This is a genomic window from Pseudomonas sp. xss_4, assembly GCF_043104125.1.
Classification (GTDB): Bacteria; Pseudomonadota; Gammaproteobacteria; order Pseudomonadales; family Pseudomonadaceae; genus Aquipseudomonas; species Aquipseudomonas parafulva_B.
In genome coordinates this window covers 1-15,278 of record NZ_JBICKJ010000052.1, presented here as the reverse complement: position 1 = coordinate 15,278, position 15,278 = coordinate 1, and the positions used below count along the sequence as shown (strand labels likewise).

The 15,278-nt window shown below is 60.0% G+C and carries 14 protein-coding genes; 6 read left to right on the top strand and 8 right to left on the bottom strand.

Annotation, left to right across the window (positions count from 1 at the left end; translation table 11 throughout):
* From ACF8GB_RS10505 to ACF8GB_RS10480, 6 genes are all read right to left on the bottom strand, one after another.
* A partial coding sequence (locus tag ACF8GB_RS10505) for a transporter substrate-binding domain-containing protein (RefSeq protein WP_392526996.1) occupies positions 1–2,180 on the bottom strand: 2,180 nt, incomplete at its 3' end.
* A 7-nt stretch (positions 2,181–2,187) separates the two neighbouring features.
* The gene (locus ACF8GB_RS10500) at positions 2,188–2,805 is read right to left on the bottom strand and encodes a response regulator transcription factor (RefSeq protein ID WP_058604528.1); all 618 of its coding nucleotides are present in this window, start codon (positions 2,803–2,805) and stop codon (positions 2,188–2,190) included.
* A 279-nt stretch (positions 2,806–3,084) separates the two neighbouring features.
* Entirely contained in the window at positions 3,085–4,416 is a 1,332-nt protein-coding gene (locus tag ACF8GB_RS10495) for a deoxyguanosinetriphosphate triphosphohydrolase (protein WP_196126920.1), read from the bottom strand.
* 91 nt (positions 4,417–4,507) lie between these two features.
* Positions 4,508–4,840 (bottom strand): hypothetical protein, encoded by a 333-nt coding sequence (locus ACF8GB_RS10490; protein WP_027916551.1) that lies wholly within the window; start codon positions 4,838–4,840, stop codon positions 4,508–4,510.
* Positions 4,837–5,211 (bottom strand): phage holin family protein, encoded by a 375-nt coding sequence (locus ACF8GB_RS10485; RefSeq protein WP_144966533.1) that lies wholly within the window; start codon positions 5,209–5,211, stop codon positions 4,837–4,839. The genes ACF8GB_RS10490 and ACF8GB_RS10485 overlap by 4 nt, the downstream gene beginning before the upstream one ends.
* Positions 5,212–5,220: 9 nt before the next feature.
* Positions 5,221–5,535, bottom strand: coding sequence for a YqjD family protein (locus tag ACF8GB_RS10480; RefSeq protein WP_078478256.1), 315 nt, complete (start codon positions 5,533–5,535; stop codon positions 5,221–5,223).
* 307 nt (positions 5,536–5,842) lie between these two features.
* On the opposite strand from ACF8GB_RS10480, the gene ACF8GB_RS10475 reads away from it, so the two are divergent.
* From ACF8GB_RS10475 to ACF8GB_RS10455, 5 genes are all read left to right on the top strand, one after another.
* Positions 5,843–7,051 carry an ammonium transporter gene (locus tag ACF8GB_RS10475; protein WP_197844319.1) on the top strand — a complete coding sequence of 403 codons (1,209 nt, stop codon included), beginning with the start codon at positions 5,843–5,845 and terminating at the stop codon, positions 7,049–7,051.
* Positions 7,052–7,123: 72 nt separating this feature from the next.
* Positions 7,124–7,372, top strand: a complete 249-nt coding sequence (locus ACF8GB_RS10470; protein WP_078478258.1) for a glutaredoxin family protein — start codon at positions 7,124–7,126, stop codon at positions 7,370–7,372.
* A gap of 109 nt (positions 7,373–7,481) precedes the next feature.
* A complete protein-coding gene (locus ACF8GB_RS10465) occupies positions 7,482–7,913 on the top strand; it encodes a D-Ala-D-Ala carboxypeptidase family metallohydrolase (protein ID WP_196186676.1) in 432 nt (143 codons plus the stop codon).
* A gap of 65 nt (positions 7,914–7,978) precedes the next feature.
* On the top strand, positions 7,979–8,287 hold the full coding sequence (locus tag ACF8GB_RS10460; RefSeq protein ID WP_058639849.1) for a hypothetical protein: 309 nt from the start codon (positions 7,979–7,981) through the stop codon (positions 8,285–8,287).
* A 52-nt stretch (positions 8,288–8,339) separates the two neighbouring features.
* Entirely contained in the window at positions 8,340–9,221 is an 882-nt protein-coding gene (locus ACF8GB_RS10455; protein WP_058639850.1) for a pseudouridine synthase, read from the top strand.
* Positions 9,222–9,272: 51 nt separating this feature from the next.
* Here the strand turns inward: ACF8GB_RS10455 and ACF8GB_RS10450 are convergent, their stop codons facing one another.
* Positions 9,273–10,838: a PAS domain-containing methyl-accepting chemotaxis protein gene (locus ACF8GB_RS10450; protein WP_058604537.1), complete on the bottom strand. Its 1,566-nt coding sequence runs from the start codon at positions 10,836–10,838 to the stop codon at positions 9,273–9,275.
* A gap of 235 nt (positions 10,839–11,073) precedes the next feature.
* The gene (gene acnA, locus ACF8GB_RS10445; RefSeq protein WP_392526995.1) at positions 11,074–13,815 is read right to left on the bottom strand and encodes an aconitate hydratase AcnA; all 2,742 of its coding nucleotides are present in this window, start codon (positions 13,813–13,815) and stop codon (positions 11,074–11,076) included.
* A gap of 226 nt (positions 13,816–14,041) precedes the next feature.
* Between acnA and rlmM the strand changes: the two genes are divergently transcribed.
* The gene (gene rlmM, locus ACF8GB_RS10440; RefSeq protein ID WP_392526993.1) at positions 14,042–15,106 is read left to right on the top strand and encodes a 23S rRNA (cytidine(2498)-2'-O)-methyltransferase RlmM; all 1,065 of its coding nucleotides are present in this window, start codon (positions 14,042–14,044) and stop codon (positions 15,104–15,106) included.
* Positions 15,107–15,278 lie beyond the last annotated feature (172 nt).

Here is a 15,278-nt window from a genome sequence, read left to right as displayed (position 1 = left end):
TTCATGGGCGTGCGGATTTCATGACTGATGGTGGCCAGGAACGTGCTCTTGGCCCGGTTGGCGTCATCGGCCTGCTGCTTGGCTTGACGCAACTCGTTGACCAGCTGGCGGCGGTCGCTGATATCGATCCATCCGCCAATGATGCCCTGTACCTCGCCCAACGAATCCCGGTAGGGCAGGATCCAGTGGTAGATGGTGATTTCCCGGCCCTTGATGCGCAAGGGACGGTCCATGATCAACGGCGTACCAGCCGCCATCACCTTGGCGTAGTCGTTCTGGATTTGTCGGGTCTGTTCGCAGTCGGCAAACAGGCTGCTCTCCAGTTGCTTGCCCAGGACCTCCTCGGCGCTGGCCTGGACCGCTTCGAGGTAGCTGTAGTTGCAGCTTTGCAGGCAGCCTTCGCGATCACGGACGTACATCGGGTGTGGCGTACCGTTGAGCAATGCGCGCATGAATGCCACCTGATCGTTCAGGGCGCGCTCTGCTTGCTGGCGTTGACGGATCTGCAAACGCAGGCGGGCATTCCATAATAGGGCCAGCAACAGCAATACCGCCGCACCCAGGGCTACCAATACCGTCAAGCGGCGCAACCCCTCGCCCTTGGCATCTTCGAACAGGGTGAAGCCTCGCCAGCGGTTGTTGATTACCCCCAGCTCTTCAGGTGAAATGCTCGAAAGTGCCTTGTCCAGTATTGAAATGAGGGTTTTGGAGGGGGTACTGGTGGCCATTGCATAACTGGCAGGTTCGCTGCCCACTGTGGTGCGGATGATCAGGTCGGGATTGCTGGCCAAGGCATGGTTGGCGTCGATCAGTGTGGTGATGACCGCATCTACTGCTCCGCTGTTGAGCAGGGCCATGGAGTAGTACGAGCTTTCCGTTTCTATCCAGCCAATTTGCGGGTGGTAGCGCGAGAGCATGGTGTCTAGGGCGCTGTAGCGCGTGATTGCTATCCGCTTCCCACGCAGATCGTCCAGCGAAGTGGCTGCCGCGTTGTCCTTGTGATTGACCAGCACGTAGGTGCTGTCCAGATATGCCTGACTGATCTGCAGATCGTTCTGGTCGATGCCGCCGCTTGCCAGTGCAGCGATCACATCGGCGCGCCCGTCCTTGACCCGGGCAATCATGTCCGCGATGCCACTGGCCCGTTGCACCTCGAAACGCAAGCCCGTACGCAGGCTGATCAGTTCCAGCAGGTCGGCGGTGATGCCGCGGAAATAGCCCGATTTGTCGAAGTAGGACAATGGCGCCGCCGTACCGTCGACAACGACACGCATGACTGGATGACGCTGCAACCACTGCTCTTCGGTACGCGTCAGTCGAAGCTTGCGGTCGGTCAAAAGCAAATCGCTGCCTGCACTCCAGCGTTTGAATATGCTCGAACGCAGGGCGGGGGACTGACTGTCGAGCGCAGCATTGACCAGCGCGAGCAGTACCGTGTCTTGCTTGCGTAGGGCGAAGCCGAAGCCAAATGCTTCATGGTTGCCAAAGCTGGCCATACGCAGCCTTGGCAGGTGCCCGCGGTTGAGTTGATAGTGGGTGGAAATCGTGTCGCCGATGAAGACATCGGCCTGGCCGAACGCCACCGCATTCAAGGCTTCGCTGGATGATCCGAAGGCCAGGATCTTGGCATCGGGATAGACACTGAGTACTTCTTTCCTGGGCAGGTAGTGATACAGCATGCCAAGGCGCATGCCTGCCAGGCCAGTGTCCAGCGCCCGATGTTCGTCCTCTCGCGTGACCAGCACGGGTTGGTCGATGGCGTAGGCGTGCGACAGCACCACGCCTTCATAGTTGGCGTCATAGCCGTTGGCACTGCCTAGCAGATCGATGTCGCCTTGTTTGAGCGCCTGCAGCGCCGCTTGGCGGCTTGGATAGCGCAGCACGCGTACCGGCAGGTCAAGCGCCTTGCCCAGCAGGCTGGCGTACTCTGCGGTAAGGCCTTGGTAGTCGCGCCCCCCACTGCTGATGTCAAAAGGTGGATAATCCGGGGCAGAGGTGCCGACCACCAGTTCGTGGCGAGCATTCAGCCATTGCTGTTGTTCAGGGGTGATCGCAGGCATGGCGGGCCGTGCGGTGGAGCGAGCGACCAGGGACAGCTGGGACGCGCCTTGCTGCCCGGCGTTCGCCAGGTTGCCTGGCAGTGTGGCGACCAGGAGCAGGAGGGCGATAAAACGTGCCATGGAGCCCTCAGACCAGTGCGTTGCGCTTAGCCATGTCGATCAGATCGACCAGCGTGCTGGCTTCGAGTTTGTGCATGAGGCGTTTCTTGTAGGTACTGACCGTCTTGCTGCTTAGAAACATGCCTTTTGCAATCTCCTTGTTGGTTCGCCCTTGTGCGAAAAGTTGAAGAACCATCAATTCCCGATCATTGACGGTACTTAGAAGTTGCAGGTCGTTGTCAACAGGTGCATGAGTCTGCATCGCCTGGCTGGGAAAGTAGTTGTACCCAGCCAAAACCGCCTTAACCGCGCTGAGTAATTCGCTCAGGTCTTCTTGCTTGCAGACATAGCCCGCTGCCCCTGATTGCATGCAGCGCACTGCGAACAGCGCTGGCGACTGCGCGGTCAGCACCAGGATTTTCTGTGACATCGCCATCGACTGAAACCGTGCCAGTACTTCCAAGCCATCGAGCTTGGGAATGCTGATATCCAGGATGATCAGGTCTGGATTGGTTTCGCGAATCATCTGCATGGCATCCACGCCGTTGTCCGATTCGCCAGCGATTTTGTAATTCTGATTTTCCAGAAGCATGCGCACTGCCAGCCGGATTACCGGATGGTCGTCGACGATGAATATGGAGTACATGTTCTACTTCCCTGCTATCAATGAGGGTGACAGTTGGCACCTTAACCCAGTTGAAAGCGGCAAGTAATGCGGGGGCGGCTCAATAACCGTATATAGGAAATGGCCTACAAATTTAACAAAAACTACTTACGTACGGTTGCATCAACAAGCAAAGTCAAACCTTGTTTGTTAGCTGATGTTTATGGTTTGAACTTGGCATCCAAGGTTGGTTGAATTGGATGTAAGTCTTTCCTGATTCACCCGTTTGAAAGCGCAGGCCGACAGATTTTCTGCGCATCTTCATGCAGAGCCGGAACGCCCTGTCATCTCCCGTGCCATTTCGCTGGCGTAGCTGTCGGTCATACCGGCTATGAAATCGATCATGCGCAGGAAAGCCTGATAAAGCGAACCATGGGGGTCGGGGGCATTGTTGCCTAGCAGGTCCAATACCCTACGGCTCTTGAACGAGGGAGTGCGCCCCCCATGTTGCTCCAGTGCGGCGCCACAGAAGGTGTTCAACAGGATTTCCAGCGTGGTGTAGGCACCGATTTCGTGAAGCGTCTTGCGCTTGTCCTGAAAAATCTTGTTTCGCGCCATCGCCTTGGCGTGCAGTACGCAACGTTTAGCGGGGCCGTGCATGTGCTCGACAAGATCACCGGTCAAATGGCCGGCGAGCAGTGCATCCTGCTGTTCCACGAAGGCCTGCGCCGCCGCATTGGTCAGGTGTTCGATAGCCTTGCCGCGCAGGATCGCCAACTTGCGGCGCCTCGAGTCACTTGGACCGAGCTGCCTGTAGGTTTCCGGCAGGTCGCTGCCTACCAGATCGAGTAACAGCGCTTCAACTTCAGCGTACTGCAGAAGCTCCATTTCCAGGCCATCTTCCAGGTCGATCAGGCCATAGCAGATGTCATCGGCAGCCTCCATCAAATACACCAGGGGATGCCGTGCCCAGCGCTGATCGTCTACTTGGGGCAGGCCCAGGCGACCTGCAATCTGTTCCAACAGCGGCAATTCGCTCTGGTAACTCCCGAACTTATGTTTTTTGTAGCCCAGGGCATCGGCATGACGCGCGCTCCAGGGGTACTTGAGATAGGTTCCGAGGGTGGCATAGGTCAAGCGGGTGCCCCCATCGAACTGGTGGTACTCCAGCTGCGTCAGTACCCGAAAGCCTTGGGCATTGCCTTCGAAATTGAGGAAGTCGGCACGTTCATCATCGCGCATGTCGTCCAGCCAACCACGATTGGCGGCCTGCTGAAACCAATGACGGATGGCATCTTCACCGGAGTGTCCGAAGGGGGGGTTGCCGATGTCATGGGCAAGGCAGGCCGACTGCACCACCATGCCCAAGTCACTCGGATCACACCAGTCGGGCAGGCTTGTACGTAGCGTTTCCCCAACGCGCATGCCAAGGGACCGGCCTACGCAACTCACCTCCAGCGAATGGGTCAGGCGCGTGTGAATGTGATCGTTGCTGGTGACAGGATGAACTTGCGTCTTGCGCCCCAGGCGACGAAATGCGCCGGAGAAAATGATGCGGTCATGGTCTTTGTGAAACGGGCTGCGTCCCAATTCTTCAGCACTGTACTGAGCTTTGCCCAGGCGTTCGCGGGTGAGCAGGGTATGCCAATCCAAGGCGCAGTCTCCAGAAGGGGTTGCAGCGAAGCATACGCCGTGTCAGTGGTTCTTGTCCGCGAACAACCACTGACGCGGCGTGAGGTGGGGATCACCGGCGACGACGGTTGCTCTGCATGAAGAGCTTGACCAAGGGAATCAGGCTGGCACCTAGGCGGACAAGGCGGGGAAGACCACCACTTCGAACGCCCTTGCCTGTCAAAAAGCCCATGGCCACTACCGCCCCTATGCCCCACAAGGGTGCATGCTTGATGCCAAGCCCGGCATGGAGCGAGCTTCCCATGCCGCGTATGCGCCGCACAGGTTCGAGCAATTGGCCGGTTTCATGGCGGATTTCCTGGCGGTGCATTTCCATGCGCAGGCGCAGCAGCGCTTTGCGCAGTTCACGCGGATTACGTGTATTGGGCAAGTCAGGCAGGTTCATGGCAGAAGGCGCTCCCGATCTTTGGCCAGTTCCTCAAGCGTGGAGTGGAAGGGCGAGGACTCGTCGAACACCGCGCTTTTCAGGCGCAGGCCACAGTACAGCGCTGCCAGTCCATAGAACACGCACAGACCAATTATGCCGGCCAGGCGATAACTGTCCCAGAGCAGAACAAGCACCAAGCCGGAAAGCGCTGTCAACAGCAGCAGCGCAAAAACCAGCGCCAGGCCTGCGAACAGCAACAGGCGCAGGGTTCGTCCTTTCTGCTCCTGCAGTTCGATGCCGAACAGTTCTATATGGCTGTGCAGCAGCCCAAGAACAGCTGCACCGAGCCGCTTGCCGGTGGCACCGGTGCCGATGGCGTCATTGTCCATGAAAACCCCTTAACGACGGTTCGCCAGCAGGCCGATTAACAGGCCAACGCCGGCGGCGATACCAATGGCATGCCAGGGTTTTTCCTGGACATACTGCTCGGCGCTGCCCAGTGCCTCCTGGCTGCGTTCGCGCAATGATTCCTGGGTGACTTCCAGCGCCTCGCGTGCTTGCGCCAGGCGCTCGTGCATCTGTTCGCGCAGCACTTGCGCCTGGTCACCTGCCAGGTTGGCGGTATCGGCCAGCAGCTTCTCCGTGTCGCGGACCAGTGCCTGGAAGTCAGCCATCAGTACATCTTGTGCATGCTTTGCCGAATTGCTGGCCATGTGTCTCTCCCTGTCGGTTGATGTTGGTACTTCGAGTGACGTGGCTACTGGAAGGTTCAAGTCAGCACACTGGTACAGGCTTTGCTTGGTTTATGCATCGTTGCAGGGCGCCCTCTCAACGCGCTGCGCTGCTTCGGGGCGCGTGCCACCCGCCACGCCTAAACATTAACCCAAATTGCCCAGACTGCCAGATTGGGCTCCCGTCCATTCGTGGCAAGTGCCCATAACCGCCTTGCCAGGCACCGAAGCGGTGCAGGAAGGGGGTCGATTGAGCATTGTTGGTGCCGCCGACAGGTGCTGCTGCTTCATGGATATGACTTCAAGCGCGATTCAGTCTCAGGTAAACGGTTCAAATACGTTGTTCATCCTGGTAGGCGCCATTCTGGTGCTCGCCATGCATGCCGGCTTCGCGTTTCTTGAGGTTGGCACCGTACGCTACAAAAATCAGGTCAACGCCCTGTCCAAGATTTTGAGCGATTTCGCCGTGTCGGCGATCGCCTATTTCTTCGTCGGCTATTGGGTGGCCTACGGGGTTGCGTTTTTCCAGCCTGCCGCAACCCTGGCGGCCGATAATGGCTACGCCTTGGTCAAGTGCTTTTTCCTCCTGACGTTCGCAGCTGCCATACCGGCGATCATCTCTGGCGGGATTGCGGAGCGAGCGCGCTTTGCACCCCAACTGTGCGCCACGGCATTGATCGTGGCACTGGTGTATCCCTTTTTCGAGGGGATAGTGTGGAATGGCAACTTTGGCGTCCAAGCGTGGTTACAGGTGCATGTCGGTGCGCCGTTCCATGATTTTGCTGGCTCGGTGGTGGTACATGCCATGGGCGGCTGGCTGGCGCTGGCTGCGGTTGTGCTACTGGGCCCCAGACGCGGGCGCTACCGTGAAGGGCGATTGGTCGCGTTCGCGCCCTCGAGCATCCCGTTTCTGGCCTTGGGCTCTTGGATACTGATCATCGGCTGGTTCGGCTTCAATGTGATGAGTGCGCAAACCTTGCAGGGCGTCAGCGGCCTGGTCGCTATAAATTCATTAATGGCCATGGTTGGCGGCACGCTGGCCGCGCTGCTGGTGGGTCGCAACGACCCAGGGTTCCTGCACAACGGCCCGCTGGCAGGGCTGGTCGCCATTTGCGCAGGCTCCGACATCATGCATCCCGTGGGCGCGCTGGCTACGGGCCTGGTGGCCGGAGTTCTGTTCGTGTGGGCATTCACCGCCGCGCAGAACCGTTGGAAGATCGATGATGTTCTGGGTGTGTGGCCCCTACATGGGTTGTGTGGGGTATGGGGCGGAGTCGCCTGCGGTATTTTTGGGCAGGTCTGGATGGGGGGGCTGGGTGGGGTCAGCGTTTACAGCCAACTGCTGGGAAGCCTGGCCGGTGCAGCCATGGCGCTGCTGGGTGGCCTGGCCGTCTATGGCGTGATCCGCAAGGTACTTGGCTTGCGGCTCAGTCACGAACAAGAGTTTGAGGGGGCAGATTTGTCCTTGCACCGGATAGGCGCTACGAGCCAGGACTGATACTCAAAAGATGCAGACGTCAGTAGGGCGGCATAGAATAACGGCCTGTGCAACTGAGTGAGGATATGTGCCATGTTGCCTGAATGCCAGCTGTTCGGCACCTTGGGTTGTCATTTGTGCGAGGTGGCTGAGGCCATACTGATGCCTTTTGTCGATCATGGATTGCTCGTCGAACTGGTCGACATTGCCGAAAGCGATGCGCTGTTCGAGCATTATGGCCTTGCAATCCCCGTGCTGAGACGTCGCGACAATGCGGCGGAATTGCTTTGGCCTTTCGATGCCGAACAAGTAGCGGCCTTTTTGAGGCACCCAAACCCCTAGTGGAGATTTGACCCTGCTCCACTGCAGAAACATCAATACGATGATCCGATTCAGGCACTGGGCGCAGCCTGAGTGTCGACTCCGCCTTCTGTTATCGGATCTGAACGTCATGTTGCTCACCCCACATTTCACCCTCAACGAAATGACCGTCTCCCAGGTCGCGGCCCGGAACAGTGTTGATAACACGCCTTCCCAGCCGGTCATCGACAATCTTCGTCTGCTGTGCGAAACCCTTGAACAGGTGCGTGCCCTCTGGAACGCGCCGATCATCATCAGCAGTGGATACCGCAGCGAGCAAGTTAACCGGTTGCTCGGCGGCGCCTCCAACAGCCAGCACATGCAGGGGCTCGCCGCTGACTTCACGGTCGTCGAGCGTTCTCCCAGGGACACGGTGCACCGCATCAGCACAAGCCCGATCGCGTTCGATCAGCTCATACTGGAATACGACCGCTGGGTGCACCTGTCTGTAACCCCTGGCATTCCACGCCGACAGGTGCTCACCCTGCGCAAGGGAGGTGGTTACCTCGCGGGTCTGGTATGAGACGGATTGACGGCAACGGAAGGATGTTCGTATGCTGTACATAAATACAGTATCAAGGTGAGCCCATGCTCAACGTCGAGCAATTGAAGTACAGCGTCAACCGGATGCCCGTCGACAGGGTGGCCGATGCTGTCTTGGAGCTGCGGCTTGAAGGCCTGGTCACCGACGACCGCACGCCTTTCGGCAAGGTGCACTTCAACACCTGCTTTGCAGAGGTGGAGGCGCTGTTCCAGCGGGCTGGCTACCACCGGGGGCTGGATGTGGTGGGTTATGAAGGGCTGGTGTATGCGCTGTACGACCCCAGCCGCTGGGAGCCCGTTCAGGTGCTGCGCTGGCTCAAGGCGCGCAGCGAGTCGCTGGCCCAGGCTGGCTGATCAGCGGGGCTTGAAGGATAATACGCCGCCAAGCCAGGTTCCGAGCCCGACGATGACGCCATTCGACCCCGCCCGACTGCAAGCCAGCACGGTATGTCTGCCTCCTGGTCCATGGGCTACGGTGCTCGATTGCTTGTGCGATCACTTCAAGGCCATTGACCGTAGCCAGTGGGTGGACCGTTTTGCCCGGGGACGGGTGCTGGGCGCGGACGGCCAGGCTATTTCGGCCGGTCATCCCTACAAGCGCGGTCTGCGTCTGCACTATTTTCGCGAAGTGCCGAACGAGCGAGTGATTCCCGTGCAGGAAGCGATATTGCATGTGGACGAACACCTGGTGGTAGCTGACAAACCCCATTTTCTGCCGGTCACCCCAGGGGGTGCGTACGTGGAGCAGACCTTGCTGCGCCGTCTCATCCATCGGCTGGACAATCCGCACCTGGTGCCCCTGCACCGCATCGATCGGCACACGGCGGGGCTGGTGCTGTTCTCGGCCAACCCTGAGTCACGCAGCGCTTACCAGCGCTTGTTTCCAGAGCGGCGGATCGAAAAACGCTATCAGGCCATTGCCGCAGCGCTTGGGCAGCATACCTTCCCACTGGTGCACCGCAGCCGCCTAGAACACGGGGAGCCGTTCTTTCGCATGCATGAGGTGCAAGGGCCGGCCAACAGTGAGACGCACGCCCGCGTATTGGAAAAGAACGAGGAGCAGTGGCGGTATGAGCTCTCGCCTGTCACGGGCAAGACGCATCAGCTGCGGGTGCACATGGCTGCTTTAGGAGCAGGCATCAGCAACGACCCGTTCTACCCAGCATTGCTTGATGTAGAGGATGACTATCAACGGCCGCTGAAGTTGCTGGCGCAAAGCCTGAGTTTCGATGATCCGTTGACCGGGCAGGCCCGTCGTTTCGAAACCCGTCTGCGGCTTGACTGGTAGGGTTGATCATGCAAAGGGTCGACGATGCCGACCCCGCGCGGGCTATCCGATCTAGCGGTTGAACCGCTCCACCAGTGAATATTGGCTACCGGCCGTGCTGTTGAGGGCCTCACTCAGCACTGCCGAGTGCTGTGCCTGCTCGGCAGTCTGGTCGGCCAGGTCGGCAATGGTGCTGATGTTACGGCTGATCTCGTCGGCCACCGCAGTCTGTTCCTCGGTCGCAGCGGCAATTTGCGTGGCCATGTCGGTGATGTTCGCCACGGCTTCACTGATGCCCACTAGCGCCTCGTCAGCCTGCATGACCCGATCAACACCTTCCTGGGCCTGGCGGTGCCCACTTTCCATGGTCGTCACGGCGTTGCTGGCAGTTTGCTGGAGCTTGGCGATCAGGCCGTGAATCTGCCCGGTCGATTCAGCCGTGCGCTGGGCCAGCTGCCGCACTTCGTCGGCAACCACGGCGAAGCCCCGGCCCATTTCGCCTGCCCGTGCCGCTTCGATGGCGGCGTTCAACGCCAGCAAGTTGGTCTGGTCGGCAATGCCCTTGATGACATCGACCACACCGCCGATCTCGTCGCTGTCCTTGGCCAATTGCGTCACGGTCTGCCCAGTTTCTCCAACTGCGGCTGACAAGCGTTCGATGGCTGCCCGGGTTTCACCGGCAATTTGACGGCCCTGGCCTGTCAAGCGATTGGCCTGCTGGGTCGCATCGGCGGTGCGTTGTACATGGTTGGCCACCTCCTGGGTGGTGGCGGCCATCTGGTTCACTGCGGCAGCGACCTGTTCGGTTTCCACACGCTGGCGCTCTAGGCCTGATGAACTCATATGCGCCAGCTCGTCTGACTGCCGCGCCTGATCGCTCAGGTGCTCGGCGCTGTCCTGCAACCGTGTCAGGCAGGTCTTCATCCGGGCATCCTGGCTGAGCATGGCCATTTCCAGGCGCGCCTGCACGCCACGGCTGTCGGTATACATCTGCGCAATCAGTGGATCGGACGTGGTCTGTTCGGCCAGGCGCAACAAGCGCTTGAGCCCACGTTGTTGCCAGGTCAGGCCGAGCAGGCCCAGGGGGACCGACAACGCTGCCGCCAAGGCAAAACCCCATGAGTGTCCGAGCCAGTTGCCGATGAGGAAGCCTATCTGGCTGATCAGGATGAATGGCAACCAGTCCTGCAACACGGGTAACCAACGATCACGGCGCGGCACAGCAGGCTTGCCTTGGTTGATACGCTGGTACAGGGCCTCGGCCCGGCGAATTTGCTCGGCAGTGGGCTTGACGCGCACCGACTCGAAGCCGACGACCTGATTGTTGTCGAAAATCGGTGTGACGTACGCATTGACCCAGTAGTGGTCACCCGACTTGCAACGGTTTTTGACGATGCCCATCCAGGGCAGCCCCTGCTTGAGGGTCTGCCACATGTGAGCAAACACGGCGGGCGGCACATCAGGATGACGCACCAGGTTGTGCGCTGCGCCCATCAATTCATCGCGGGTGAAGCCACTGATTTCGATGAAGGCATCGTTGCAGTAAGTGATCACGCCTTTGGCATTGGTGGTGGAAATCAACCGCTGCTTGGCAGGGAAAGTCCGTTCTCTCTGGGTAATGGGCTGGTTGTTGCGCATGGCTAGGATGTCCGCAGGGCTTTGGACTGGTATCGGCACGGTGCGCGCTTTATTGAGGGAATATTTCCAGGAATTGACCCATGGCAGTGCATGGCAGATACGGGTGGGCTACTGGCATTTCGCGGTCGGTTCCCACTGCGATTTTCATAGGTACTTTGGTGGAGGGGAGGCTAGCAAGGGCAGATTGGAAGAAGGAGGGTGCCAGCCTGCGCACAGACTGGCACCCGCGCGGGGCCTACGCGGCGATCAACTGACGCAGCACGTAGTGCAGGATTCCACCCGCCTTGAAGTACTCCACTTCATTGAGGGTGTCGATCCGGCAGAGCACGTCGATCTGCTCCTTCGTGCCGTCTTCGCGGAGGATGGTCAGTGCCAGGCTCATGCCCGGCACAATGGCAGCCCCCTCCAGGCCAGTGATATCGATCTGCTCTCTACCCGTCAGGCCGAGTTGTTTACGGTCCTGGCCTGCCTTGAACTGCAACGGCAGCACGCCCATGCCAACCAGATTGGAGCGGTGAATACGCTCGAAGCTTTCGGCCAGCACTGCCTTCACGCCAAGTAAATTCGTGCCCTTGGCAGCCCAGTCGCGGCTGGAGCCTGTGCCGTATTCCTGGCCGGCGATCACCACCAGGGGCGTGCCTTGCTGCTGGTAGCGCATGGCGGCGTCGTAGATCGAGAGTTTCTCGCCGCTTGGCACATGCACGGTATTGCCGCCTTCTTCGCCTGCAAGCATCTCGTTGCGGATGCGAATATTGGCGAACGTACCGCGCATCATGACTTCATGGTTGCCGCGCCGTGACCCGTAGGAATTGAAATCGCGAGGCTCCACACCCTTCTCGCGCAGATAGCGACCCGCAGGGCTATCGGCCTTGATATTGCCGGCCGGAGAGATATGGTCCGTTGTGACCGAGTCGCCCAGCAACGCCAGGATGCGGGCGTTGTGGATATCGGTGATCCGAGGCGCCGGTCCTTCGATACCTTCGAAGAAAGGGGGGTGCTGAATATAGGTCGAGTCTTTTTGCCATACATACGTGGCAGCCTCTGGCACTTCGATAGCCTGCCACTGCTCGTCGCCCGCGAACACTTCGGCATATTCCTTGTGGAACATGGCCGTGCTTACCTTGGCCACAGCCTCGGCGACTTCTTGCTGGCTAGGCCATATGTCCTTCAGATAGACCGGCTGCCCGTGCTTGTCGGTGCCCAATGGATCCTGGGTCAGGTCGACTTTCACGCTACCAGCCAGTGCATAAGCCACGACCAGAGGCGGTGAGGCGAGCCAGTTGGTCTTGACCAGTGGATGCACGCGTCCTTCGAAGTTACGGTTGCCGGACAACACCGAGGCGACGGTCAGGTCGGCGCTGCTGATGGCGTTTTCGATAGGCTCGTCCAAGGGGCCTGAGTTGCCGATGCAGGTGGTGCAGCCATAACCGACGAGATCAAACCCGAGTTCGTCGAGGTAGGGCGTGAGACCCGCCGCCTCGAAGTATTCGGTGACCACCTTGGACCCCGGTGCCAGCGAGCTTTTCACCCATGGCTTGCGCTGCAAACCTTTCTCGAGGGCTTTCTTGGCCACAAGCCCGGCCGCCATCATCACACTGGGGTTGGAGGTGTTGGTGCAGGAGGTGATAGCCGCAATGACCACGGCGCCGTCGCGCAGGGTGTGGGTCTGGCCTTGGTGACTGTAGTCGGCTTCGCCCGCCTGATCGGCATTGCCCACGGCAACGCCACCCCCGCCCTCGCTCTCAAGCCTGCCGACTTCCTTGGCGGCAGGTTTGGGTTGCAGCTCGACGAACTGTTCGAACGCCTGCTTGACCTGGGCTAGGGCAACCCGGTCTTGCGGACGTTTGGGGCCGGCCAGGCTGGACTCAACCTCATTCATGTCCAGCGCCAGCGTGTCGCTGAAGATGGGCTCCTGCCCAGGCAGGCGCCACAACCCCTGAGCCTTGCAGTAGGCCTCGACCAGTTGCACGGTTGCTTCAGGTCGACCCGACAGGCGCAGGTAATCCAGCGTCACTTGATCGACGGGGAAGAAGCCACAGGTTGCGCCGTACTCCGGAGCCATGTTGGCAATGGTGGCGCGGTCAGCCAAGGGCAGTTCGGCCAGACCGTCGCCATAGAACTCCACGAACTTACCTACCACGCCTTTCTTGCGCAGCATCTGGGTGACCGTCAGCACAAGATCGGTGGCTGTGATGCCTTCGCGCAGCTTGCCCGTGAGGTTGAAGCCGATGACCTGTGGGATCAGCATCGACACAGGCTGGCCAAGCATGGCGGCCTCCGCTTCGATGCCCCCCACGCCCCAGCCCAGCACGCCCAGCCCGTTGATCATGGTGGTGTGGGAGTCGGTGCCGACCAGCGTGTCCGGGAAGGCATAGGTACGGCCGTCGGCTTCGCGGGTCCACACGGTACGCCCCAGGTATTCGAGGTTCACCTGGTGGCAGATGCCAGTGCCAGGCGGTACCACACTGAAGTTATCGAAGGCACTCTGGCCCCAACGCAGGAACGCATAGCGCTCGCCGTTGCGTTGCATCTCAATGTCGACGTTCTCGCCAAAGGCCTGCGGTGTCCCATATCGATCGACCATCACGGAGTGGTCGATCACCAGGTCCACAGGCGAGAGCGGGTTGATGCGCTGGGGATCGCCGCCAGCCTTGGCCATGGCCGCGCGCATGGCGGCGAGGTCCACCACGGCTGGCACGCCGGTGAAGTCTTGCATCAGTACACGCGCGGGACGGTACTGGATTTCGCGGTCCGAGCGCTTTTCAACGAGCCACTGGGCCAGTGCCTGCAGGTCTTCGCCGGTAACGGTCTTGCCGTCCTCCCAGCGCAGCAGGTTCTCCAGCAGCACCTTGAGCGACATGGGCAATTGCTGCAGGTCCCCGAGCTGCCGAGCAGCTTTCGGAAGGCTGAAGTAGTGATAGGTCTTGTCACCGACATCGAGCGACGTGAGGGTATTCAGGCTATCGAGCGAGGGCATTGCCAACTCCTTCTGAGCCGGTGCCCCGGCAACGTCTCTAAGGGCTGCCGGTGGCACCGCTGTGTACAGGCCCGCACGGCACGGGTCCGACTGAATGGTCAGGTTAGTCCTGTTTGCCTGACCTGACCCTTTTCTGGACCAGCGGGGCATGTCCCGGGTTCCGATCTTCCTTTATCATCGCCGCCCTGCCGGCGCCTGTGTCGCGCCAGCCGTCGTGGAGTGAGAGATGGAAACCCTGTTCATGCATTGCCGGCCCGGCTTCGAGGGTGAGGTGTGCGCCGAAATCAGTGAACATGCCGCCCGCCTGGGGATTGCCGGCTATGCCAAAGGCAAGCCTGGCAGCGCCAGCGCCGAGTTCGTCTGCAGCGAGCAAGGCGGTGCCGAGCGCTTGATGCAGGCAGTGCGGTTCAACCAGCTGATTTTCCCAAGGCAGTGGGCGCGTGGCGCGTTCATCGAGTTGCCCGAGAGCGATCGTATCAGCGTGTTGTTGGCGTACCTTGCCGACCAGCCGGTGTTCGGCAGCCTGTGGCTGGAGGTGCTCGACAGCAACGAGGGCAAGGAACTGTCGACGTTCTGCCGCAAGTTCGAAGCACCATTGCGCAAGGCGTTGGAAAAGGCCGGTCGCCTAGCGGATGACCCGAATCGCCCACGACTGCTGTTGACGTTCATCAGTGGCCGCCGGGTGTTTGTCGGGCAGGCTTTTGCTGACAACAGTGCCTTATGGCCGATGGGCATTCCCCGCTTGAAATTCCCCCGTGAAGCGCCCAGTCGCTCGACCTTGAAGCTGGAGGAGGCCTGGCATCAGTTCATCCCACGCGAGCAGTGGGAGCAGCGGCTGGGCGATGACATGACCGGTGTCGACCTGGGGGCCTCACCGGGTGGGTGGACGTATCAGCTGGTACGGCGGGGCATGTTGGTGACGGCCATCGACAATGGTCCGATGGCCGAGAGCTTGATGGACACGGGGCTTGTCCAGCATTTGATGGCCGATGGCTTTACCTGGCAGCCCAGGCACCCGGTGGATTGGATGGTGTGCGACATCGTCGAGAAACCGGCGCGCACCACGGCCTTGATCGAGACGTGGTTGGGGGAGGGGTTGTGCCGCGAGGCGGTGGTGAACCTGAAGCTGCCGATGAAGCAGCGGTATGCTGAGGTACGGCGGTTGCTCGATCGCATGGAGGCGACATTCAAGGCCCGGAAGGTGAGGGTGCTGATTGCGTGCAAGCAGCTGTATCACGATCGTGAAGAAGTGACGTGTCATTTGCGGCGGGTTGATTTGAAGGGGCGGTGAGGGTCTAACGAGGCCGAGCCAGGCGTGGCCTGTACTGCTTTGCGCTGAATCGGCCGCGATGCTCGAAATCAGGCCAAATCGATCCGTTGCCGTTGCCGTTGCCGTTGCCGTTGCCGTTGCCGTTGCCGTTGCCGTTGCTTTGGCTTTTGCTTCTAAGCGCGCGGTAGCACAG